The following is a 22400-nucleotide window of genomic DNA, read 5'->3' as shown; positions in this document are numbered from 1 at the left end:
AGAAGTCACTCCTTAACCATTGCTTTTTGGAAGTACAATCTGCTTATGCTCATCCGATTCTTTATAAAGAACAATGGTGTGGCCAATGACTTGCACAACATAACTTCCGCTCCGGTCAGCAAGCTTTTCAGCTGCTGTATTTTTATCTTCCGGACAGTTCTGAAGCACACTCACTTTCACTAATTCCCGTCTCTCTAGCGCCTCGCTGATCTGGTCAGCCATATTAGCGTTGACACCTGTTTTGCCGACTTGAAAAACGGGTTTTAATGAATTTGCCTGTGAGCGCAAATAGCGTTTCTGTTTACCTGTCAGCATAGTTTATCTCCCTTCCAGTACTGTTTTTAACGTCTGTTCCATAGTTTCCGTTTTGACTTTTTCCGACGTCCATAATTCAAAGGCATACAGCGCCTGATAAAACAGCATCGTATGACCATGAAGAATGGCAGCCCCTTTCTGCTTTGCCTGCCGCAGAAATGCCGTTTCAATCGGCTGATAGACAATATCACTGACGATTGTGTCTTCCCTTAGGTTATCCAATGACAGAATAAGTGTTTTATCATTCGGTTTCATTCCGACATTCGTTGTCTGGATAATCAGATCATAATAGTGGAGTTGCTGCTCCGCCTCTTGTAATGTCAGAATAACTGAATGAACGTTATCATCGCCCAGTTCGGCAATAGGCTCGGCACGGGAATGCGTCCGGTTTGCAATATCAATCCGGGTCAGACCAGCTGTCACCAGCCCGTCAAATATACCACGGGCCGCTCCCCCCGCACCAATCAGCAAAACCCGGCTCGTCTGTTTCTGAAAAATAGCAGGATAATGCTGTTTCAAACTGGCCGTATACCCCAGTCCATCTGTATTATAGCCAACCCATTGCCCGTTTTCCTGTACGACCGTATTAACGGCTCCAACTGCTCGCGCATGAGCATCTAATTGATCCAGATATGGTATGATCTCCTGTTTGTATGGCACTGTTACATTAAAGCCGTCGAATGGTACATGTTTAATCTGCTGCAACTTTTCGGCCAGTAACTGTTCTGACGCTAGTTCGATGAGCGAATACTCACCAGGCAAGTCACTCTTTTGAAGAAATTGCCGGTGAAGCCATGGGGACATTGAATGTTCAATCGGATAGCCGATTAACCCTAATTGATAATACAACTGTCTCCCCCCCTATATCAGCGATTTCCGCAGTGATGTCTGAAAACCTTTAGGTGTATGAACCGTAACCGTGACGCCTCCGCCGGGAACAGCCACCCACCCTAAGCCAGGAAGCACAATATCTATATCCTCCTGCGGCAATTTGTGTGTCTGGGCTGTTAATTCCGGGAGTGTTTGCAATGTTTTCTCATCAGGCGGCGATAAAAGTTCTCCCTTATGTTTTGTCAGCAGATTATCGGCGTTCTCTAATTTAGTCCGATGGATCGTCAAATCATTGGCGAAATAACAAACAAACGATTGCCGCTCGCCTTTCACGAAATCAATACGGGCCAATCCGCCGAAATAAAGGGTCTGCTGGCTATTAAGCTGGTATACCCGCGGTTTCATTTCTTTTTTTGGCTTGATAATTTTCAGATCATGGTCTGAAACATAATGAGCAATCTGCTGCATGTTCACAATACCCGGCGTATCAATCATAGCTGTTTCATTATCAAGTGGCATTTCAATAAACCCAAGTGTCGTACCAGGGAAATAGGATGTTGTAATAACATTCGAATCCCCTGTCGTATTACGGATCAGCTGATTGATAAACGTGGATTTCCCCACATTTGTCGTGCCAACGATATAAACGTCCTGACCAGCCCGTTCCTCTTCAATGGCCGTGCTCAATTCAGTGATACCATAACCTTTTTGCGAGGATATTAAATAAACCCCTTCTACCGCAATACCGGCTTCTTTGGCCGCTGAACGCAGCCATTTCGTTAAACTGTTCCGGTTAACGGACTTTGGCAATAAATCCGTTTTATTCGCCGCCAGGAGAACACGCTTATTGCCGACAATACGCGGCAAACTGCTGATCATCGTTCCATCCGCGTCAAAAATATCCACCAAATGAACGACGAGACCCGGCTTGTCACGTATCTGGCTGACCATAGCCAAAAAATCGCTGTCCGTCATCGACACATCCTGTATATCATTATAGTGTTTTAAACGAAAGCAGCGTTTGCATAAAATGGTATCATTATTTAAGACTGAAGCAGGGGTATACCCGGCTTTCTCCGGATCAGTCGTTTGAATCGGCGCGCCACATCCAACACAGTATCTGTCTGTCATGATCATTCCTCCCAGCTTATCTTGCCTTTTTTCCGCATATAACTTAAAATTCGCCGCTCAATTTTTCGATTGAACCTGGTTGCTTTGCTGTCTGTCTGAGCGATCGGCGTAACTAAAATTGTCGAAAACCCTGCGAGATTCCCGCCCAGCACATCTGTTAACAGCTGATCACCAATGACTATGATGTTATCTTGACTCAGTTTCATCTCTTTGGCAGCCCGTTTAAAGGAATGGGGCAACGGTTTTCTGGCATTAAACAGAAACGGCGCGTTCAGCGGCTCGGAAAATTTTTTCACACGTTCCAGATTATTATTTGAGATAATCGTTATATGAATATGATGCTCATTCATCTGTCTGAACCACTCGGCTATTTTCGATGTTGCATGGGGTGCATCCCAAGCCACAAGGGTGTTATCCAGATCAGTAATGATACCTTTAACAGACTGTTCGTTCAAGGATTCGGGATAAATATCAAAAATGCTTTTAACATGTTTACTTGGCAAAAAATATTTTAGCAACAATCTACACCTCTTGCGAATAATAAAAACCGCTTTAATCAGGGTGAATCTTAACCAGACAACTGCAAATAACACAACAGGTACTTATTATAACGCACATCACTATGAGGTTTCCATTATAGTAAGCAATTCTCTGCCAAAAAATATATGTCATCCAGAAGTATGCCAAAAAACGTTCGACATTTTCTTTCATTTTTTGATTTGTGGATAAGTCTATCAACAAAATCCACACTGAAATATCAGCATTTTTCCCTTTAATTAGCCATTTGTGCACAAGTTATCTACAAGCGATTGTAGATAACTGCCAGCTTGTTCTAATAGCTGTTCCATGGTAAATTAATGTTAATCAATCCAGTAAAGCCCGGATAATCCAATATAAGGAGGGCTAACGATGGAGTATCTATCGAATGAACTGCTGATGGAATCCCATGACAAGGCAAACAGACTGAACTTAAGCCCCGACTTTATAAATTTGATTGAACAAGAAATTCAAAGACGAGGATTGACACACAAACTCAAAACACGCATCTGACTGTTCCAGTATATAAAACCCCCGCTGAGCGCGGGGCTTTTTATTTTCTCTTGAACAAGATTATGATAAGCTATTGATGACAACTTTTGCATGCGTATAAAACGTATATGAGATCATGCTTTCATTGATTCCGATAATGCCCTGACGATCTAGAGGAGGACGTCGATTCAGATGCTATTTACAGTATTAATTCCGCTTATACTGGCTTGTTTTATACCACTTATCAGTAAGTATAAATATACAATCCATACAGGCGTTTTCGTATTAATCATTCCACTAGCCATTTTTTTGTATTTCATCCGATTTATCGGACCTGATTTTCAGACAGTAACCAATACATATCCGTGGATTCCATCCCTTGGAATAAATCTGGACTTATACCTGGACGGTCTCAGTCTGCTATTTGCCTTATTAATAACCGGCATCGGGACACTTGTCGTGTTATATTCGATTTACTATCTCGATAAGAGTGAGCGTCTGGGTCACTTTTATGTCTATCTGCTCATATTCATGTCCGCCATGCTTGGTATTGTGTTGTCGGATAACGTGTTTGCCCTTTATACTTTTTGGGAATTAACATCAATTTCATCGTTTTTGCTGATTGGTTATTGGCATTTTAATGAACGGTCACGATATGGTGCTCTGAAATCGATGATGATAACCGTCTTTGGCGGCCTGAGCATGCTGGGCGGCTTTGCACTTTTATCCGTCATTTCTGGAACAACAAGCATTCAGGCTATGATTACAAATGCCGATACCATACTGGATAGTTCCTACATGCCGCTTGCGCTCGGTTTCATTTTGCTTGGCGCCTTTACAAAATCGGCACAGTTTCCGTTTCATATCTGGCTGCCTGATGCCATGGAAGCTCCAACGCCTGTCAGCGCGTATCTTCATTCGGCAACCATGGTTAAAGCTGGTATTTATTTAGTTGCCCGGTTTTCGCCAGTATTCGCTGATTTCGAGTGGTTCTTTATCATTGTGACCATAACGGGTATTGTCACACTGTGCTGGGCATCCTATATGGCTGTTCGCCAGACAGACTTAAAAGCCATTCTCGCATTTTCCACTATCAGCCAGCTTGGGATGATTATGGCAATGCTTGGCTTTGGAACAGGCGCAGCTATTTTCGCTGCTATGTTCCACATTTTAAACCATGCCACCTTTAAAGGCAGTCTGTTCATGGTTGCTGGTACGGTTGATCACGAAACGGGCACACGTGATATTCGAAAACTCGGGGGTTTGTATACGTTAATGCCCATCACAGCAACGCTTGCCTTATTCGGAACATTTTCTATGGCAGGCATTCCCCTGCCGTTCTTAAACGGGTTTTACAGTAAAGAATTGTTCTTTGAATCAAGTCTTGGCCTGGATGGGGGAACGCATGCTATAACGACATTTCTCGTTGAAGCTGTTCCATATTTGGCCGTTTTTGGCAGTATCTTTACATTTGTTTATGCATTGTACTTTTTATTTGGAACGTTCGGCGGCAAAACACAATTGCAAAAGCTGCCTAAAAAACCGCATGAAGCGCCGTTTGGCATGCTCTTAGCGCCCATGATTCTTGTATTGGGTGTGATTTTAATCGGTTTATTCCCAAATGCGGTGAATGGCACATTTATTGCCCATGCTGCCAAGGCTGTGTACGGGGGAGACGTAGTGGAGAATGTAAAATTCTGGCATGGATTTTTCAAGCCTGCGTTTCTTATGTCCCTTGTAGTTGTTGGGACTGGGATCGTTCTTCTTATCACAAGAACAAAATGGAACCGTATTTATCAGATATTGCCAGGCAGATGGAGTGTCACGAAGATTTACGATTGGATCATGGCTAAATTGGATAACTGGACAGAAAACGTGACGTCTTTTTACATGACTGGTTCACTCAGACAGTATATGCTTATTATCTTAAGCACCATATTTGTGGTCACAATTGGTTTCATGCTGATAACAAGCGGCTTTACGATTGATTTCAGCGACCTGGCACCAGTGTCAACCGTAGAAGTAGTTATTTCCCTGGTTATTACAGCTGCAGCGATTGGAACGATCTTTGCCAAGCGAAATGTGGCCGCTATATTAATCGCAGGTGTTGTTGGTTATGGCGTATCGCTTTTGTTCGTTATTTACCGAGCACCGGATCTCGCCTTAACGCAATTGGTCGTTGAAACAATCTCTGTGGCGTTATTCCTGCTTTGTTTTCACCACCTGCCGAATCTTAAAAAACAACATGAACCAATACGCACTAAGACGACCAATACGCTTGTGTCCGTCGGTTTTGGTGCCATGGTAACGCTTGTGGGAATTTCGGCTTACAGCAGTGACTGGTTTGAAACGATCTCAGATTACTTCGTGAAGACGGCTGATACCATTGGCGGCGGCCATAACATTGTCAATGTTATTCTCGTTGACATGCGCGGCTTTGATACATTATTTGAGATAACGGTACTGGGCATTGCTGTGCTGGCCATTTACTCGCTCATTAAATTAAAAACAGGCAAGGGAGACAAATAAATGGAGTTTATAATCTTAATTCTGGCAGGAATACTATTTGCCGCTGCTATATACAATTTATTGCAAAAACAGCTGCTTAGACTTGTTATCGGGTCTGTACTGCTTTCCCACGGCGCTCATTTATTTATACTGACAATGGGGAAATTGAAACGAGGCAGTCCGCCGATCCTGAGTGACGGAGTTGAGAACTACACCGATCCCCTGCCGCAAGCGCTGATTCTAACATCAATCGTTATCAGTTTTGGGATCACGAGCCTGCTTCTTGTTCTGGCATACCGCACAACTGAGGAGAACGATACAGATAATATGGAGCAACTAAGGGGTAACGAAAATGAGTAATTTTGCAGTTTTACCAATCATTATTCCGTTAATTTCGGGCATCATACTGGCCTTTTTTCCAAAAAAATTAGTCCTTGTCCGTCGGTTAACCAAACTATTTATTCTTATAAATCTGGCTGTTGCAGCTGGCATTGCCTGGCATGTATTTAACGAAGGAGCGCTTGTACTTGAAGTCGGGGGCTGGGCGGCACCATACGGAATTGTTATGGTCGCTGACAAACTGGCTGTTTTGCTTGTTTTAACAACAAACATTGTGGCCTCTGCCTGCGCCTTCTACGCGCCGTATTCCTTACCAAACAAAAAAGAACGCTACTATTTTTATTCGTTCTTTTTCTTTTTGATAACAGGTGTCTCGGGTGCCTTTTTGACAGGCGATCTCTTTAACTTGTTTGTGTTCTTTGAGGTCCTGTTAATGGCTTCGTATGCCCTGATTATTTTAGGCGGTGATAAAACACAGCTGCGTGAATCCATTAAATATGTATTCATTAACCTTTTCTCGTCTATGCTGTTTGTGACAGCTGTCGCGTTTATCTATGGGACGCTTGGAACTGTTAATATGGCCCAGATCGCCGATCGTGTGCAAGACGTTGATCAGCAAGGAATCCTGACAACCGTTAGTATTCTCTTATTCTTCGTGTTTGCCACAAAAGCTGCGTTGTTTCCGCTGTATTACTGGATGCCTAAATCATACGTTGTTCCGAACCCGGTCATCTCCGCATTGTTTGGAGCTTTGCTTACGAAGGTAGGTATTTATGCCATTATCCGCGTGTTTTCTCTAATCTTCATACATAAACCAGAACTCACGCACGAAACATTCATCTGGATTGCCGGCTTGTCAATGATTTTCGGAGTCATTGGGGCTCTATCTACCAATAACATCAAATTAATTATGGCTTATAATATTATTCCCGCCATTGGATTTGTCCTGATGGGTGTCGGCCTGTTTAATCAGGATGCTTTGAGTGGATCACTGTACTATTTAATTCATGATATGCTCATTAAAACAAGCTTGTTTCTCTTAGCAGGAACAATTACTTACGTTGCCGGAACATCTGATTTGCGGAAATTCAGCGGCCTGATTCACTACTATCCATTTCTGGGCTGGCTGTTATTTGTTTCAGGGTTCATTCTTGCCGGCATCCCTCCTTTCAGCGGCTTTATTGGTAAACTTCAATTAATAAGAGGAGCGCTGGCCGATAAACATATCGCAATTGTCATTATTGCCTTGTTGTCCAGTCTGCTGATACTGTATTCTATCATGAAGATTTTCATCAGAGGATTCTGGGGCGAAAAAGACACGGCATTCAAGCCGATATCAGTCAAAGCGCGGACAGCGCCAATTGTAATATTGACGGTTTTATCCGTATTTATGGGAATTGGAGCAGAATTTATTTACCCATCTGTTGAGTCGATAGCTGGGTACTTACTTGATCCGGAAGCTTATATAAATTCTGTCATGAAGGAGTAATGCTCTATGCCATTTCAAATCGTCATTAACGTGATCATTGCCGTCATGTGGATGTTTTTAAGTGAAAGTTATACGATCTCAAGTTTTATAATCGGCTACATTATCGGCATTTTCTTACTGCTGCTGCTTAACCGGTTTATTCCAGGAAACTTTTACTTAAGGCGCGTCTTTAAAATATTCAATCTGATTATACTGTTCATAAAAGAGTTAATCACATCAAATATTGATATTGTTAAACTTGTCTTTAAACGAAAACCGGAATTTGAACCAGGTATTTTTGCCCTGCCAATGGACGTCCAAACGGATTGGGAAATCACACTCCTGGCTAACTTAACAACCCTGACACCTGGGACACTGGCAGTAGCCGTTGCACAGGATAAGAGCCATTTATATGTTCATGCCATGAACATTGATGATATTGATGAGGAAATTGATGCTATTAAAAACACATTTGAAAAAGCGATCAAGGAGGTGACACGATGAACAGTGTTTTGAATTTCAGCGAAAGCGTATTAACCATTTCTGCGCTTATTAGTGTAGTGGCGATTGCTATTTCGCTGGTCCTGCTGCTTTACCGGATTATAGCAGGACCGACATCTGCTGATCGTGCTGTAGCCCTTGACGCCGTTGGAATGAGTATGATGGGCCTTACAGCTCTAATAGCCATCATTATCCCGACCACAACATTAAATGATGTCGTCTTAGTGATTGGTATCTTGTTGTTTATTGGTACAATCGGTATTGCGAAATATCTGGAAAAGGGTGTTATCATTGATCGAGACTTGGATTGAGGGAATTGCCAATATCATTATTGCTTTATTTTTGCTTTCAGGGTCATTTTTCCTGTTATCGAGCTCGATTGGAACCGTTCGATTTCCGGATGTTTATACGCGGCTCCATGCCACCACAAAAGGAGCTACATTAGGTATTGCAGGATTGCTTATTGGCGCCTTTATATTTATGTATGTTAAACATGATATTATCAGCGGAAAACTTTTGCTGGCTATTGTCTTTACGATGCTCACGTCTCCTGTTGCAGGCCATCTCATTTCACGAGCTGCTCACCGGTCTGGTATTAAACCTATTACAAAACATCAGCCAGATGAATACGAAAAAGCTATTCAGAAGCAAAAGGAACATCAGAAGTGACCCCCAGCGGGTCGCTTTTTTATTAACTTTAAACAGCTGTTTTCCCGTGCCACACATCCAAAGTTTATACTGGACAGACACAAAAACAGCACCTCCCTCATACAGTTAGTGTATGGGCCATAGCCCAGCTGACTCAAAAGGAGGTGCCTATCTTGTCGGGGATTTTAACTTTTCTTGGACTGCTGATTAAAGAAACGATTTTTTTTGTGTCCTATGTCAAAAACCATGCATTTCCTCAGCCACTTCCCCCAGAAGATGAATCCAAGTATATTCAGCAAATGCAGGAAGGTGATGAAGAAGCTCGCAACAAGCTGATTGAACACAATTTAAGATTAGTCGCACACATTGTTAAAAAGTTTGAAAACACTGGCGAAGATATGGAGGATCTTATTTCAATCGGCACTATCGGATTGATTAAAGGCATTGAAAGCTACTCGGCTGATAAAGGAACAAAGCTTGCAACGTATGCAGCACGATGTATTGAAAACGAAATTTTAATGCATCTGCGCGCACTGAAGAAAGTGAAAAAAGATGTGTCGCTGTATGATCCGATCGGGCAGGATAAAGAAGGCAATGAGATCAGTCTAGTTGATATCTTAGAAGCCGAAAACCAGAATATCATTGAATACATTCAATTAAATATGGAAATTGACAAAATGAATGATTACTTGGCCATTCTGGACACTCGTGAAAAAGAAGTTATTCTATACCGGTATGGGCTGAATAATTATCAGGAAATGACTCAAAAGGGAATTGCTAACATGCTGGATATTTCCAGAAGCTATGTATCGCGCATCGAGAAGCGTGCGCTTATGAAAGTCTTTCATGAATATTACCGCCAAGAATACCGCGAAACGTAACACCTGCTATGAACGCGTCGCCTGCTTGGAACCTAATCAGCTGGACTGAATACTAACATATGGAACTATTCTGCTACCTATGGTGTCGCTCCCTGCTATTACAATAACGAAAACGGCTGTAGGCAGGGAGTCTGAAAAATTTGCTGCAGGTGTTCAGTTTGATTATGGCGCTTTGATAATGGTCATGATCAAATTGGCTGCATTGCGTGCTGCCGTCTCTATAAACGCATCAAAGGAGATTGAGGAATCCCTTCCAGCAATATCTGATAACGCTCGAATAATAACAAATGGTGTGTCATACTGATAACATACTTGGGCAATCGCAGCTGCTTCCATTTCTGTTGCCAGTACAGAAGGGAAATTCCGCCGGACAGTATCTACTCTCGTCTGATCACTCATAAAAGAATCACCCGAGGCAATAACACCTTCATAAAAAGGTATGGCTAATTGCTTCATCGCTTGACCTGCCTGAGCTACTAAATCCGTATCAGCTTGAAACATTGCCGGCATACCAGGTACTTGACCATATGCATAGTCAAAGGCTGTGGCATTGACATCGTGATGGACAACCTGTGTCGAAACAATGACATCCCCGACCTGCATATTATCCGTAATGCCACCGGCCGAACCAGTATTAATGATCTGATCAGGTTGAAATTGTTCGTGCAAAATCGCTGTCGCCATCGCAGCATTTACTTTGCCAATGCCTGATTTCAATAATACCACGTCACGGTGATGCAGGTTTCCTCGCATAAATAAACAATTGGCAATCGTAACGGTTTCTGTGTCTATCATATTGCTTTGCAACAGAGCAACTTCCTCATCCATTGCACCAATAATCCCTATGGTCATGGTTACCTCCATCTCCTAAATATGCAGCAGACGTCTACTGCTTCTTATCGTTTTCTTTCAGCTTTTCAACTTTTGTCGGCTGCCAGCCTTCATTAGCAACCCACTTATTATACACGCGGTAAATGTCATCTTTATCTGAATCTGAAACCGTATTAATCACCTTCTGATCGTCATTCTGATTGTCATTCCGTTCAGCACACCACATGATAAGATCACTCTCATTTAAATCAGTGGCAGCTGCAGCAGCTTTTCGCATTTCCTGCCTGTCCTGTGAGCCATCATCATAATTCGTCGTATGGGATCCGGTCTGCTCGGTGCCTACGGGTTCCCAATCAGATGTATAAGCCTTTATCACATTATCATCAAAAGACTTGAGCTGTTCCCGTTCCTGTTTTTCATTCTCATTTTCGTCATCTGATTTAGAGTCGGGGTTCTCTCCCGTACTCTGTTTTTCGGATTCACTTTCGTCGTCAGCCGGATCTTTCTCCGTATCGGACGGTGAATCATCTGAAGTCTGTTCCGCAGTACCGCTTTCATTTGACTCATGTGACTCACTGTCACCACCAAAAAAGAGGAAACCCAGCAATACAATAACTAAAACTCCCGCTAATATCAGCAACAAAGACAGACGTTTTGTGTTTTTTCGTCGTTTTTCATATTTATCAACACGTGAGGATGCCACTGACTCTCCCCTCCTTGCTCTTATCGCAATTGATTAAACAACACAAGAAAAGCTCGCGGTATATCCGGGCTCTTCTTGTGTTGGATTCAGACTTGCGCCTACTCTACTTTCTCAATTTTAACAAGTATATCACCGCCGGGTGTGGAGACAGTTACTTCAGAACCGGACTCCTTCCCGATCAAGCTTTTGGCCATAGGCGAATCGTTAGAAATTTTACCTTCAAAAGGATCAGCTTCAGCACTGCCGACAATCGTATAGGTTTCCTCGTCGCCATCCGGCAGTTCTTTAAATGTAACGGATTTTCCTAATGTAACAACATCCGGATTTTCTGTATCATTTTCAATAATAACTGCATTGCGGATCATGTTTTCCACTTGCGCTATGCGGGACTCAACAAAAGCTTGCTCATCTTTCGCGGCATCATACTCGGAGTTTTCGGAAAGGTCTCCGAAATCCCGTGCAGTCTTAATGCGTTCAACGACTTCCTGCCTTTTTTCCGATTTCAGATATTCAAGCTCATTTTCCAGTTTTTCTTTCCCCTCTTGTGTCATATAGAAACTTTTCTCTGTTGCCATGAACAGTGACACTCCTTTATTGTCAAATAATTTAAACGTCATTCTGACTAATTACTAAAAACAACTATGGCAGATTTTTTTTAGATTTTCAATGCTTTTTCATTGATATTTTTCTGTATCCCGAGATAGAGACTGTTCGATTTTAGTGGCTATAATATCAATTGCCACATGGTTCTCACCGCCCTCCGGAATAATAATATCTGCATAGCGCTTGGTTGGTTCAACAAATTGCAAATGCATTGGGCGAACAATATTTTCATATTGTTCAATCACAGAATCCAGTGTTCGCCCCCTTTCTTTCATATCTCGGGACAGTCTGCGGATAATGCGGATATCAGCATCTGTATCCACAAATGTTTTAATATCCATTAAGTCTACCAGCCGCTGATCCTCTAATACTAAAATGCCTTCGAGAATGATCACTTGTTTCGGCTCAACTTTGATCACCTCATTAGACCTTGTATACAGCTTATAATCATATACAGGTTTCTGAACCGGTTCATGATTAAGCAGTTTATGAATATGACTGATTAATAAGTCATTATCAAATGCCAAGGGATGATCATAATTGGTATTCAGTCTTTCCTCAAATGGCAAATGGCTTTGATCTTTATAATAGTAATCCTGTTCAATAACCAGAATTGTTTTATCTTGAAAGCGCTGGCAGATTGACTGTGTCACAGATGTTTTCCCGCTGCCGCTTCCTCCGGCAACACCAATAACAACTGGCTTATCAGACATAAAACAGTCACTCCTTTCGTCCATCTTTGCTGCTGATCGCAATGCCATCTCCAATGGGAACAAAGGTCGTTGTAAAATCTGGATGGGATACCAGCCAGCTGTTATATGCGCGCAGTTTCTCCGCAATGGCCTGATATCTGGGATGCTGCTTCTCTTTATCAGCGACATAACCTTTAAACAAAACATTATCAGTCAGGATGAAACCATCAGAACGTAACAGTGGTGCGGCTAGTTCAAAAAAACGCTGATATTTACCCTTGGCAGCATCTATCAGTATAAGATCAAAGTAAACGTTGCTTAATGTCTCCAGCTTTTCCAGAGCATCACCATAAAGGACGTGAATATGATCCTGTTTCTGCCTGAGTTGAATATTTTGCTCTGCTCGTCTGTACCAGGCGTCATCTTTTTCAATGGTCCAAATTTCTGCTGACGGGTTGGCTTCAAGCATTCTTAATGCTGAATAACCAATTGCCGTGCCAATCTCCAGTATGCGCTCAGGCTTTGCTAGCCGGATTAACTGCATAACAAAATCCATCCCGAGAGGATCCATAATCGGTACCCTGTCACGCGCAGCTTCCTCTTCCAAATCCATCACCGATTCTGCAGGCGACGGAAGACAGCGCGTCAGGTAGTTCCTCAGCTTTTCGTCCATTCACTTTCTCTCCTTAGTCGTTTAAACGTCATCCTTAACGTGCCGCAACGGACATCTTATCTGAAACCAGGACGTGTCAACGTCCTGGTTATTCACGGAATTAATCAATATACTTTTCTTTTAATTGATTGTGCTCTTTATTTGTTTCAGAGTAATGAATGCGGCCTTTATCATCATGCAAAAAATACAAATAATCGGTATCGTCCGGTTCAACGGTGGCCTCAAGGGATGCAGCAGCGAAATTGGAAATCGGTCCGACGGGAAGTGAATGAATGCGATACGTATTATACGGCGAATCAACTTTCAGATCTTTTTTCAGCACTTTAGCTTTATGTTCGCCAAGTGCATATAATACGGTCGGATCCGTCCGCAGAGCCATTCCTTCATCCAGCCGGTTATAAAAGACACCCGCTATCTTCCGGCGCTGTTTATTCGAACCAGCTTCTTTTTGGACGAGTGAGGCCATTGTTAAAGCTTCATGGACCGATAAATCTTTTTCAGCTATATCATCCAAATAAGGCGTCACGACATTGCCTGTTTTTTCCACCATACGACTGATCACTGTTTCAACTGTTGGTTCTTTCGTGTAAAAGTCGTATGTTGCTGCAAATAAATAACCTTCCAGCGGTGTCTGGAGTTCCGGATTCAGGACATCTTCTGTCAAAATATCCGGGTACGTGTTAATTAATGATTTAATATAATCCCGGTCATTGACCTTGTCCAGGAAATCGGTTTTGCTAAATGGCAATTTATTCGCATAAATAGAAGCTATTTCCTTAATCGTTTTCCCTTCAGGTATTGTGACAGAATATATCGGGTCCTTCGCAACCCTGCCTTTATGCAGTGCCTTGATGAGCTTTTCAATATCCATAGAAGGGGAAAGCATGTAATTCCCCGCCTGAAGATTTGTCACGTTTTTCAGCTTTATGTAAAATTTGAATATCGTATCGTCCTTGATGAGCCCATTGTCTTCAAGGCGGGATGCAATATCCGATGTGGAGGAACCTGTCGGGATCTCAACCGCAATGTCCTCCTGGCTATCAGGATCAACCGGCTGTAAAGCAGATTTGACATACAAATAACCCGAGATACCACCGATAACTAATATCAGAATAGCTGAGATAATAATGATAGCGGCATACTTTCGGACGATTGTGGCATCCTTACTGCGTTGCAGCAGATTGTCTTTATAACTTCCTGACATTTTCTTTTTGGACATCCATTATCCCCCTCATCCGGCTTATGCTGCATAAATGTCAAGCATCGGCAGGGACCGGATTCAGCTTTCCGGACATTACTGATATTAATGTCTCAATTAATCGTTCACTCCGTCTTAAATAAAAGCTGATATCCCATCAAGATATCAGCCTGAAATCATTCGGCTTCATGTCTGATCCTCTTCATCAGCAATGGTATTGAGCATCTCCTCAACCATTTCCCATTCCTCATCAGACTCGATCGGGAAAAGAGAGAAATCCTCGTTCTGCTCATCCTCCTCATAGCGGAAGGCATATACTTCTACTTCGTCATTTTCCTGTTGCTCAGACGGCATAACTGCTAAATAAGAGTTGCCCGTCTCATCAACATCAAACGTGAATAACACGTCAAAAAGATGCTCTTCATCATTTTCATCAGGGATGACAATTCGTTCATTCTCTTCCAGTGCCATGACTACACTCCTTTAAATGTCTCTTGATCAAGATAAGTTTGCAAAATCATAACGGCTGCCATTTTATCAATAACTTTTTTGCGTTTTTGACGGCTCATATCCGCCTCAAGCAAAACGCGCTCTGCCGCCCGCGTCGACAAACGCTCATCCCAAAGCTGCACAGGTATATTAAACGCTTCCTTTACATGCTCAGCATAACGTTCAGAAGCTTCGCCGCGTTCACCGATCGAGCCATTCATATGCTTGGGAAGACCAACAACCGCTTTCGTTACCTCATGTTCTTTTATGATTTGTCCCAATTGACCATCGGCAGAGCAGATATCCTCTTCATCCCATTTGATAGTCGTAATACCTTGGGCAGTCACGCCTAAAGGATCACTTACTGCAACTCCGATTGTTTTGGAACCTACATCTAATCCGACAATTTTCATTTAGCTTTCCCTTTGCTGTTGTTTGAGATAAAATGTCACAACTTCCTCAATGACCTCATCCCGTTCAACTTTACGGATCAGATTCCGGGCATCCTTATATCTCGGAATATAAGCCGGATCACCGGATAATAAGTACCCTACAATCTGATTAATGGGATTATAGCCCTTTTCCTTAAGCGCCGCATGAACTGTGAGCAAGATATCATTTATATCATGATCAAAAGGCTCCTCAGAAAAATTAAACTTCATGGTTTTATCAATAGAGCTCATCGTGACACCTCATTCCGCATGTTTTACCTTTACTGGCTATTCTAACATGTCTATTTTACACATTATAGCTTTTATAGCAAATTGAATACAAGTTTGTCTAGACTTTTGAACGATTTGTAACATAATGATTCGCTGCTTTGAGAGCATCATTGATTTTTTCAGGCTGTTTGCCGCCGGCTTGGGCCATATCCGGACGGCCGCCGCCGCCACCGCCACATACTTCGGCTGCCTGTTTAATCAGATTGCCAGCATGAAAACCCTGATCAGTCAAATCATTTGTAATACCTGCAGCCAATTGCACTTTTTCTTCATTAGCTGCGGCAAGCAGGATAATCCCGGAGTCAAGCTTTTGTTTCAGGTCATCAACCATATCCCGGAGCTGATTCATATCTTTGGCATTGACTTGTTGTGCTAAAAGGGGAATGCCATTCACTGTTTCATATTGATCAACAAGGGATGATGTTTCCTGATTGGCCAATTTAGCATTGAGTGACTCATTTGTTTTATTTAGCGATTTTATGTCGTCATATAAACCTTTAACCCGTTCTGCGACTTTGTCCTCTGTGGTTTTCAGCAAATCAGCCGCTGTTTGTAATTGTATCAGCTTCTCATTGATAAATTGATAAGCCTGCTTGCTCGTAACGGCCTCCACTCTTCTTGTACCGGCACCGACGCCTGTTTCTGAAACAAGTTTAAATAAGCCAATCGTTCCTGTATTACTGACGTGACAGCCACCGCATAGTTCAATGCTGTAGTCGCCAATTTGAACAACCCGGACAACATCACCGTATTTCTCACCGAATAGTGCCATGGCGCCCATTTCTTTGGCCTCATCAAGCTTTTTGCGATCGATGACAACAGGCAGATTCTCCCAGATTTTTTCATTAACAATCTGCTCGATTTGCTGCAGTTCGTCCTGACTGACTGAACTAAAATGCGAAAAATCGAAGCGCAGACGATCAGGGGTTACAAGTGAACCCGACTGATTAACATGGTCACCAAGGACATCTTTCAGTGCCTGATGAAGCAAATGTGTCGCCGTATGATTTTTTATAATGCCTGTGCGGAAAGCATCATCGACCACTGCTGTTACCTTGTCACCCGAGCGAATGGTACCTTCTTTCACATGAATTTTATGGACATGCTGGCCTTTAGGCGCCTGCTGGACATCCTCAACCCATGCTGATGCACTGTTGGTATAAATCCAGCCATTATCACCGATTTGACCGCCACTCTCTGCGTAAAATGGTGTCTCTTTCAGAAACGTAAGTGCTTCTTCGCCCGCCTCAGCAGTATCGGCAAATGCTTGAGCCTTCACAATTGTCTCAATCGTTGTCACTGCTTCACGCTGGTCATAGCCGACAAACGCAGAGTCTATGTCCACTTCACCAAGTACGCCATCCTGAATCTGCATCGAATCCGTTTTTTGCCGAGCATTTCGAGCGCGTTCACGCTGTTTTTCCATTTCGCGTTCGAATCCTTGCTGATCAATCGTAAAATGATGCTCAGCTACATATTCTTCTGTCAATTCTTTCGGAAACCCATACGTATCGTACAACCGGAAGACTTCAGCACCCGGGAAGATGTCACTGCCCTTTTGCTGTTCTTTTTCGATAATAGCATTCAAAATATCCAAACCATCCTGCAGCGTTTCATGAAAGCGTTCTTCTTCTGCTTTAATAACATTTGCCACATGGCTGCTATCATTCAGGACATCCGGATAAAAGTCCTGCATAATGCTGCCGACTGTCGGGACGAGTTTATACATAAACGGCTCATCGATCCCCATTTGTTTAGCAAATCTGACGGAGCGACGGAGCAGACGGCGCAATACGTAGCCTCTGCCCTCATTGGAGGGAAGTGCTTTGTCACTGATAGCGAACGTAACCGTGCGAATATGATCAGCAATCACTTTAAATGCTGTATCATCCCGCTCGTTGTTGCCATATGTTTTTCCGGAGATCGTTTCTGTTTTCCGTATGAGCGGCATGAACAGATCTGTTTCAAAGTTAGTTGGCACATCCTGAATGACGGATACGATGCGTTCCAGCCCCATACCAGTATCGATGTTCTTTTTCGGCAGCGGGGTATAAGTGCCGTCAGGATTATGATTGTACTGGGAAAAGACGAGATTCCAAATTTCCAGATACCGCTCATTCTCACCGCCCGGGTACAATTCCGGATCGGATGGATCAGCCCCGTACCGTTCACCGCGATCATAAAAAATCTCTGAATTCGGGCCGCTTGGACCTTCGCCAATATCCCAAAAGTTTTCTTCAAGCCGGATGATGCGCTCTTTCGGAAGTTGGATCTGGTTAAGCCAGATATCGTAGGCTTCATCATCTTCCGGATGTACTGTCACGGCCAATCGTTCAGGATCAAAGCCAACCCATTTCTCACTTGTTAAAAACGCCCACGCAAACGCAATAGCCTCTTCTTTAAAATAGTCACCAATAGAGAAGTTCCCAAGCATTTCAAAAAATGTGTGATGTCTGGCTGTGAAACCGACATTTTCAATATCATTCGTTCGAATAGATTTTTGGGCGTTTACAAGCCGGGGATTATCCGGTACGACGCGTCCATCAAAATATTTTTTCAGGGTCGCTACACCACTGTTAATCCAGAGAAGTGTCGGATCATCCTGCGGTACAAGCGGTGCACTCGGCTCGATCTGATGGCCTTTTTCTTTAAAAAAATCCAAAAACATTTGACGCACTTGTGCTGACGTTAACTGTTTCATGCCCTTACCCTCCAGTAATCGTTAAGCTATTTTTCCGACTGAAAAACATACGCCCGCGTTATGTAACCGTTCATAAGAGTTAGCTGCTTTACAGTGGCATACAAGCTTGTACGAAATAAAAAATCTCCTCTCTAAATTTGTGTTAGAGACGAGATAACGTCGCGGTACCACCCTAATTATGAACAAAAGCATGTGCCTTCATTCATCACTCAGTCTGATAACGGTTTGGAACCGGCGGGAATTAGCCGCACTCAGGTTTAGCTTCCATGATTCAACGTCCGGGATTTCTTACAGCCTGTGGAAATCCCTCTCTATACATCACCGCTGACCTTAGCCTGGCCGGAAATGCTTTGAACGGAGGCTCATGTACTCAGAACCATCTGCGCATTAGATTATTTCGCTTATTATGCTGATAGTATAGTCAAGATTTTGCTGATTGTCAATTATTGTACCGCTCCCGCAAAAAATGCGACATGACAACTTTTAAAATGACCAGAAGCGGAACAGCTAATATCATGCCTATAACACCGCTTACCTGCCCGCCCAGCAATAGAGCAAAAATAATGGCGAGCGGATGGATCTGAATACTTCTGCCAACGATAAACGGCGACAGAAGATTGCCCTCAATCAGCTGGATAAGAAAAATACTGACTAAGACAAACAACGTTAATTTTCCGGAAATCGTTGCCGTGATCGCCACAGCTGGAGCAGCACCAATAATTGGGCCAAAGTAAGGAATAATATTCGTCAGCCCCATAATGATAGCTAGAAGCAAGGCATACGGGATGTCCCAGAATTTAAATACTGCATATGCCGCTAAAGCGACAAACAAACAAACAATAACCTGGCCCCGAATGTAATTGCCCAGTCCATTATCTATCGCCCGAATCAGTTCTCCAGCGTGCGCGTGATATTTTTGCGGAATCCACTTTTTGCCGTGTCGTTTAACAGTCGCGAAATCCTTCAGAAAGTAAAATACGATCACAGGGATCACCGTTATGACAATGATCATATCAAAAACTTTCGTAAAACGTTTCACCAAGTCCGTCAGCAAATTCTCAATATGGGCTTCAGCTTCATAAACAAGTTCATCCATTTTATCATGCACCGCTTCTGGTAAAAACGCTGTGTAGTCATATAGGTTGTAAATGAATTCGCGGTACATGCCAATCAGCTGGGGCAACTGCTCCTGCAGTTGATTCAATTGCTGAATAAAGGCAGGATAAACTCTGTAACCCAAATAGCCAAGACCCCCGAAAAAAAGGATATAAATCAGCAATATGGCCAGACTTCTTGGTATATGGCGTTCATAAAGTTTATCAATAACCGGATACAATAAATAAGCAATTAAGGCTGAAACTAAAAACGGGAGCAATAAATGCCACAAAAACGCTGCAATAGCCCCATATACCGGGAACAGTTTAACAAGCAGAAAAACGAATAAGAATACAAATATTCCTGTTACTGTCCAGAAAAGAAAATTCAATGGTTTATTGTCCTGGAACATATAAAGCACCCCCAGGAACAACATGATCAACTGATCGTGTGAGAACCGTTACCATTGAATTCTGCGCTCATTTTCCGTAAATAAATCATCCAGGGAACTTAATGACCCATCTGATTCCACCTGGTGGATTGCCAGTCGGTTATGTATTACGGACAGTTCAATAAAGCAATTCCAGCAGTAATAGTGCCGCGCCCCGATTTTTCCAATATTTTTCCCATTACAATTCGGGCAAACGAACATGGTAAAAGCTCCTTTTTATTAGGTCAGCTTTCACCAAATAACTGGTCGCTATACATCGCTGTCACATAAAATCGTAAGGCGATATAGCCGCTTCATCATTTTCTTCTGGCTGTTCATCGGATGAACCATCTACCAGCCGCTCCTGCAGTTTCTCAATTAAAGACGTATAGCGCTGATTGGTATCCTGACGTTTAACGCCATCTAAAAAAGCCTGCTTGTCGCCACAAATAACTAAGGATTGTTTGCTCCGGGTGATCGCTGTATACAGTAAGTTTTTCTTCAGCATACGCCGGTAGACAGGAAAAACCGGCAGCATAACAATCGGAAATTCGCTCCCTTGGGATTTATGAATGGAAATGCAGTAAGCGAGTGTTATATTAATATAATCTTTTCGCTCAAAGCTAATCTCCTTGCCTTCAAAGTCAATCACGAGCTGTTCAACATGATCGACATTTTCGTTTGCTGAAAATATGGCAGCAACTTCGCCAATATCCCCATTGTAAATCCCGTCTTCCGGCTGATTAACAAGCTGCAGCACTTTATCACCGACCCGGAACACAGCATCTTGTGTGCGTGCTTCACGCTTCTGCGGCGATGCTGGATTAATCAGTGCTTGCAAATGCTGATTAATCATCGTAATACCCGCCTGTGAGCGATACATGGGAGCCAGAACTTGTATATCCTTTACATCAATTCCCTTTTTTTGCGCACGATCAAAAACCGTTGTCACCACATCAATCAGCTGTTGTTCATGACAGGAAATAAAACTGAAGTCCTGAGCTTTTTCCAGAGCATGATGATCACAGGCGTCCTGTTTAATCGCATGTGCCAGCTCGATAATTTTCGATCCTTCTTTTTGCCGGTACACATCCTGCAGACTAACATAAGGAATCTGCCCACTCGTCAAAAGATCAGCCAGAACCTGGCCAGGCCCAACAGAGGGAAGCTGATCCTCATCCCCCACCAGCAGTACCTGCATATCATCGGGAATCGCCTTAAACAGGCTGTTTGCCAGCCAGATATCAACCATGGAAAACTCATCAACAATTAAATAACGGCCTTTAAGCGGATCATAGTCATCTTTTTCAAAGCCGTTTTGACCATCCCAGCCCAACAATTTGTGAATAGTCACGGCTGGAAGGCCGGTTGACTCAGTCAGGCGTTTAGCCGCCCGTCCAGTAGGCGCCGTCAAAATGAACGGGTAATCGGCATCATCACTATATGAATCAGGGTCTATCGACAAGTTATGAATCTCAGCAAAGGCGTTCAGTATGCCTTTGATAACCGTTGTCTTCCCTGTGCCTGGGCCGCCTGTTACAATCATCAGCTCAGAACTGATAGCTTCTTGGATCGCTTCAAACTGCTCTTTGCCATAACTGAGCACTTCTTGTTCCTCGACATCGCCGATGATTTTCATCAGTTCAGCCAAGGGCGTATCATGCTCAACTGATTTGCTGAGCAGCCGATCAACATTTCCAGCAAACCCGTTTTCCGCATAATAAAGCGAGGGGAGGTACACATTCCCTTCATACATGATCACAGTCTTATCACGATTCAATTCTTCCAGCCGATTTTGCACCATGTCGATTGTAAGCTCCGCGTCCGGTTGAGTTAAAAGCGTCACAACCTGATGAATACACTCCTCAACTGGCAAGTAAACATGACCATCCTGGATATTCTGCTGCAGCACATAAACGCACCCGGCTCCAATCCGGTTTGCGTGTGTTAAAGACAAACCGTTCTCCTGGGCAATCTGGTCAGCGGTATGAAACCCAAACCCTTCAATATTAAGCACAAATTGATAAGGATCTTCCTGCAGTACGCTGACGGTTTCATCCTGATATTCTTTATACATTTTTTGTGCAAGTTTTAGACCAATTCCATATTTAGCCAGATAAACGGCAGCATACTCGAAGCCCTGATTTTCTTTTAACGTTTTTACAAGCTGGTCAGCTTTATCCTGTTTCAGCCCGGGAATCTGCCTCAGAACACTGGGATCATTTAATATACTGGAAACAGCGTTAGTCCCCAGCGTTTCGACAATTTTCCGGGCCGTTTTTTGGCCGATTCCGTAAAACAGATCACTGGAAAGATAATCAATTAACCCATCTTTGGTATCGGGAATAAACGTCTTATAAGAAGTTACATTATACTGCAGTCCGAACTTGGGGTGCCGCTCAAAATCACCATAAAAATAATAGGCAGCCGAATCCTGCAGATCCGAAAAATAACCTTTAATCACGATGTCCTTTTCCTGATAATCCTCATTGGTCGCAAGAACTTTAATTTTAGCAATTGAGAAATTTTCCTGCTCATTACGAAAAATCGTATGCAGCAGCTCCCCTTTAATATAGCCATACGCCGTTTGGGTTTGTTGATCTGTTGCCATA

Annotated in this window: 25 protein-coding genes; 8 read left to right on the top strand and 17 right to left on the bottom strand. The window is 43.0% G+C overall.

The features are described from left to right. Positions 1-12: 12 nt before the first annotated feature. From yhbY to ACFQU8_RS12705, 4 genes are read right to left on the bottom strand one after another with little or no spacing between them, the layout of a single operon-like run. Positions 13-315, bottom strand: coding sequence for a ribosome assembly RNA-binding protein YhbY (gene yhbY, locus ACFQU8_RS12720; RefSeq protein ID WP_382360857.1), 303 nt, complete (start codon positions 313-315; stop codon positions 13-15). Between the two features lie 3 nt (positions 316-318). Beyond that, positions 319-1164, bottom strand: coding sequence for a shikimate dehydrogenase (gene aroE, locus ACFQU8_RS12715; RefSeq protein ID WP_382360854.1), 846 nt, complete (start codon positions 1162-1164; stop codon positions 319-321). 12 nt (positions 1165-1176) lie between these two features. Beyond that, positions 1177-2277 carry a ribosome biogenesis GTPase YqeH gene (gene yqeH, locus ACFQU8_RS12710; protein WP_382360851.1) on the bottom strand — a complete coding sequence of 367 codons (1101 nt, stop codon included), beginning with the start codon at positions 2275-2277 and terminating at the stop codon, positions 1177-1179. Positions 2278-2279: 2 nt separating this feature from the next. Continuing rightward, a complete protein-coding gene (locus tag ACFQU8_RS12705) occupies positions 2280-2795 on the bottom strand; it encodes a YqeG family HAD IIIA-type phosphatase (protein WP_382360848.1) in 516 nt (171 codons plus the stop codon). A 391-nt stretch (positions 2796-3186) separates the two neighbouring features. Between ACFQU8_RS12705 and ACFQU8_RS12700 the strand changes: the two genes are divergently transcribed. From ACFQU8_RS12700 to sigK, 8 genes are all read left to right on the top strand, one after another. After that, positions 3187-3327, top strand: a complete 141-nt coding sequence (locus ACFQU8_RS12700) for a sporulation histidine kinase inhibitor Sda (RefSeq protein ID WP_382360845.1) — start codon at positions 3187-3189, stop codon at positions 3325-3327. Positions 3328-3498: 171 nt separating this feature from the next. Continuing rightward, a complete protein-coding gene (locus ACFQU8_RS12695; protein WP_382360842.1) occupies positions 3499-5835 on the top strand; it encodes a Na+/H+ antiporter subunit A in 2337 nt (778 codons plus the stop codon). Then, positions 5836-6174: a Na(+)/H(+) antiporter subunit C gene (locus tag ACFQU8_RS12690; protein WP_382360839.1), complete on the top strand. Its 339-nt coding sequence runs from the start codon at positions 5836-5838 to the stop codon at positions 6172-6174. It abuts the gene before it with no gap. Continuing rightward, the gene (locus ACFQU8_RS12685) at positions 6167-7642 is read left to right on the top strand and encodes a Na+/H+ antiporter subunit D (protein ID WP_382360836.1); all 1476 of its coding nucleotides are present in this window, start codon (positions 6167-6169) and stop codon (positions 7640-7642) included. The genes ACFQU8_RS12690 and ACFQU8_RS12685 overlap by 8 nt, the downstream gene beginning before the upstream one ends. A 6-nt stretch (positions 7643-7648) precedes the next feature. Then, complete coding sequence (locus ACFQU8_RS12680) at positions 7649-8125, top strand: Na+/H+ antiporter subunit E (protein ID WP_382360833.1); 477 nt, start codon at positions 7649-7651, stop codon at positions 8123-8125. Continuing rightward, positions 8122-8433, top strand: a complete 312-nt coding sequence (locus ACFQU8_RS12675) for a monovalent cation/H+ antiporter complex subunit F (RefSeq protein ID WP_382360830.1) — start codon at positions 8122-8124, stop codon at positions 8431-8433. Before ACFQU8_RS12680 ends, ACFQU8_RS12675 begins: the two co-directional genes overlap by 4 nt. Continuing rightward, a complete protein-coding gene (gene mnhG / locus ACFQU8_RS12670) occupies positions 8414-8791 on the top strand; it encodes a monovalent cation/H(+) antiporter subunit G (RefSeq protein WP_382360827.1) in 378 nt (125 codons plus the stop codon). Before ACFQU8_RS12675 ends, mnhG begins: the two co-directional genes overlap by 20 nt. Before the next feature lie 152 nt (positions 8792-8943). Next, entirely contained in the window at positions 8944-9651 is a 708-nt protein-coding gene (sigK, locus tag ACFQU8_RS12665; protein ID WP_382360824.1) for an RNA polymerase sporulation sigma factor SigK, read from the top strand. 162 nt (positions 9652-9813) lie between these two features. On the opposite strand, the gene mtnN is transcribed toward sigK, so the two are convergent. The 13 genes from mtnN to recD2 all read right to left on the bottom strand — a co-directional run bounded on the left by mtnN (position 9814) and on the right by recD2 (position 22399). Next, positions 9814-10503 carry a 5'-methylthioadenosine/S-adenosylhomocysteine nucleosidase gene (gene mtnN / locus ACFQU8_RS12660; RefSeq protein ID WP_382360821.1) on the bottom strand — a complete coding sequence of 230 codons (690 nt, stop codon included), beginning with the start codon at positions 10501-10503 and terminating at the stop codon, positions 9814-9816. Positions 10504-10537: 34 nt separating this feature from the next. Further along, entirely contained in the window at positions 10538-11185 is a 648-nt protein-coding gene (locus ACFQU8_RS12655; protein WP_382360818.1) for a YrrS family protein, read from the bottom strand. A gap of 98 nt (positions 11186-11283) precedes the next feature. Next, the gene (greA, locus tag ACFQU8_RS12650) at positions 11284-11760 is read right to left on the bottom strand and encodes a transcription elongation factor GreA (protein ID WP_382360815.1); all 477 of its coding nucleotides are present in this window, start codon (positions 11758-11760) and stop codon (positions 11284-11286) included. A 99-nt stretch (positions 11761-11859) separates the two neighbouring features. After that, positions 11860-12501 carry a uridine kinase gene (udk, locus tag ACFQU8_RS12645; RefSeq protein ID WP_382360812.1) on the bottom strand — a complete coding sequence of 214 codons (642 nt, stop codon included), beginning with the start codon at positions 12499-12501 and terminating at the stop codon, positions 11860-11862. Positions 12502-12508: 7 nt separating this feature from the next. Beyond that, entirely contained in the window at positions 12509-13153 is a 645-nt protein-coding gene (locus ACFQU8_RS12640) for an O-methyltransferase (RefSeq protein ID WP_382360809.1), read from the bottom strand. A 100-nt stretch (positions 13154-13253) separates the two neighbouring features. Beyond that, on the bottom strand, positions 13254-14372 hold the full coding sequence (gene mltG / locus ACFQU8_RS12635; protein ID WP_382360807.1) for an endolytic transglycosylase MltG: 1119 nt from the start codon (positions 14370-14372) through the stop codon (positions 13254-13256). 165 nt (positions 14373-14537) lie between these two features. Then, the gene (locus ACFQU8_RS12630; RefSeq protein WP_382360804.1) at positions 14538-14822 is read right to left on the bottom strand and encodes a DUF1292 domain-containing protein; all 285 of its coding nucleotides are present in this window, start codon (positions 14820-14822) and stop codon (positions 14538-14540) included. Positions 14823-14824: 2 nt separating this feature from the next. Continuing rightward, positions 14825-15253 (bottom strand): Holliday junction resolvase RuvX, encoded by a 429-nt coding sequence (gene ruvX, locus ACFQU8_RS12625; protein ID WP_382360801.1) that lies wholly within the window; start codon positions 15251-15253, stop codon positions 14825-14827. After that, entirely contained in the window at positions 15254-15523 is a 270-nt protein-coding gene (locus tag ACFQU8_RS12620; protein ID WP_382360798.1) for an IreB family regulatory phosphoprotein, read from the bottom strand. A 97-nt stretch (positions 15524-15620) separates the two neighbouring features. Further along, positions 15621-18263, bottom strand: coding sequence for an alanine--tRNA ligase (gene alaS / locus ACFQU8_RS12615; protein WP_382360795.1), 2643 nt, complete (start codon positions 18261-18263; stop codon positions 15621-15623). A gap of 439 nt (positions 18264-18702) precedes the next feature. Beyond that, entirely contained in the window at positions 18703-19770 is a 1068-nt protein-coding gene (locus ACFQU8_RS12610) for an AI-2E family transporter (RefSeq protein ID WP_382360792.1), read from the bottom strand. A 48-nt stretch (positions 19771-19818) separates the two neighbouring features. Next, positions 19819-20010, bottom strand: a complete 192-nt coding sequence (locus ACFQU8_RS12605; protein ID WP_382360789.1) for a hypothetical protein — start codon at positions 20008-20010, stop codon at positions 19819-19821. A gap of 61 nt (positions 20011-20071) precedes the next feature. Next, on the bottom strand, positions 20072-22399 hold the full coding sequence (gene recD2 / locus ACFQU8_RS12600; RefSeq protein ID WP_382360786.1) for an SF1B family DNA helicase RecD2: 2328 nt from the start codon (positions 22397-22399) through the stop codon (positions 20072-20074). Between the last annotated feature and the right edge of the window lies 1 nt (position 22400).

The organism is Lentibacillus kimchii (assembly GCF_042666895.1).
GTDB lineage: Bacteria > Bacillota > Bacilli > Bacillales > Amphibacillaceae > Lentibacillus > Lentibacillus kimchii.
Note: the sequence above shows the minus strand (reverse complement) of the source record. Positions and strands in the feature narration are given on the sequence as shown.

What these genes read in the sequence shown, in the direction of transcription:
- udk (WP_382360812.1), bottom strand. Translation starts at nt 12,501, where the DNA reads ATGTCTGATAAGCCAGTTGTTATTGGTGTTGCCGGAGGAAGCGGCAGC.
- ACFQU8_RS12630 (WP_382360804.1), bottom strand. Translation starts at nt 14,822, where the DNA reads ATGGCACTGGAAGAGAATGAACGAATTGTCATCCCTGATGAAAATGAT.
- greA (WP_382360815.1), bottom strand. Translation starts at nt 11,760, where the DNA reads ATGGCAACAGAGAAAAGTTTCTATATGACACAAGAGGGGAAAGAAAAA.
- mltG (WP_382360807.1), bottom strand. Translation starts at nt 14,372, where the DNA reads ATGTCCAAAAAGAAAATGTCAGGAAGTTATAAAGACAATCTGCTGCAA.
- mtnN (WP_382360821.1), bottom strand. Translation starts at nt 10,503, where the DNA reads ATGACCATAGGGATTATTGGTGCAATGGATGAGGAAGTTGCTCTGTTG.
- ACFQU8_RS12620 (WP_382360798.1), bottom strand. Translation starts at nt 15,523, where the DNA reads ATGAGCTCTATTGATAAAACCATGAAGTTTAATTTTTCTGAGGAGCCT.
- ACFQU8_RS12695 (WP_382360842.1), top strand. Translation starts at nt 3,499, where the DNA reads ATGCTATTTACAGTATTAATTCCGCTTATACTGGCTTGTTTTATACCA.
- ACFQU8_RS12690 (WP_382360839.1), top strand. Translation starts at nt 5,836, where the DNA reads ATGGAGTTTATAATCTTAATTCTGGCAGGAATACTATTTGCCGCTGCT.
- ACFQU8_RS12610 (WP_382360792.1), bottom strand. Translation starts at nt 19,770, where the DNA reads ATGTTCCAGGACAATAAACCATTGAATTTTCTTTTCTGGACAGTAACA.
- ACFQU8_RS12605 (WP_382360789.1), bottom strand. Translation starts at nt 20,010, where the DNA reads ATGTTCGTTTGCCCGAATTGTAATGGGAAAAATATTGGAAAAATCGGG.
- ACFQU8_RS12700 (WP_382360845.1), top strand. Translation starts at nt 3,187, where the DNA reads ATGGAGTATCTATCGAATGAACTGCTGATGGAATCCCATGACAAGGCA.
- ruvX (WP_382360801.1), bottom strand. Translation starts at nt 15,253, where the DNA reads ATGAAAATTGTCGGATTAGATGTAGGTTCCAAAACAATCGGAGTTGCA.
- ACFQU8_RS12675 (WP_382360830.1), top strand. Translation starts at nt 8,122, where the DNA reads ATGAACAGTGTTTTGAATTTCAGCGAAAGCGTATTAACCATTTCTGCG.
- ACFQU8_RS12680 (WP_382360833.1), top strand. Translation starts at nt 7,649, where the DNA reads ATGCCATTTCAAATCGTCATTAACGTGATCATTGCCGTCATGTGGATG.
- yhbY (WP_382360857.1), bottom strand. Translation starts at nt 315, where the DNA reads ATGCTGACAGGTAAACAGAAACGCTATTTGCGCTCACAGGCAAATTCA.
- alaS (WP_382360795.1), bottom strand. Translation starts at nt 18,263, where the DNA reads ATGAAACAGTTAACGTCAGCACAAGTGCGTCAAATGTTTTTGGATTTT.
- ACFQU8_RS12685 (WP_382360836.1), top strand. Translation starts at nt 6,167, where the DNA reads ATGAGTAATTTTGCAGTTTTACCAATCATTATTCCGTTAATTTCGGGC.
- yqeH (WP_382360851.1), bottom strand. Translation starts at nt 2,277, where the DNA reads ATGACAGACAGATACTGTGTTGGATGTGGCGCGCCGATTCAAACGACT.
- recD2 (WP_382360786.1), bottom strand. Translation starts at nt 22,399, where the DNA reads ATGGCAACAGATCAACAAACCCAAACGGCGTATGGCTATATTAAAGGG.
- ACFQU8_RS12640 (WP_382360809.1), bottom strand. Translation starts at nt 13,153, where the DNA reads ATGGACGAAAAGCTGAGGAACTACCTGACGCGCTGTCTTCCGTCGCCT.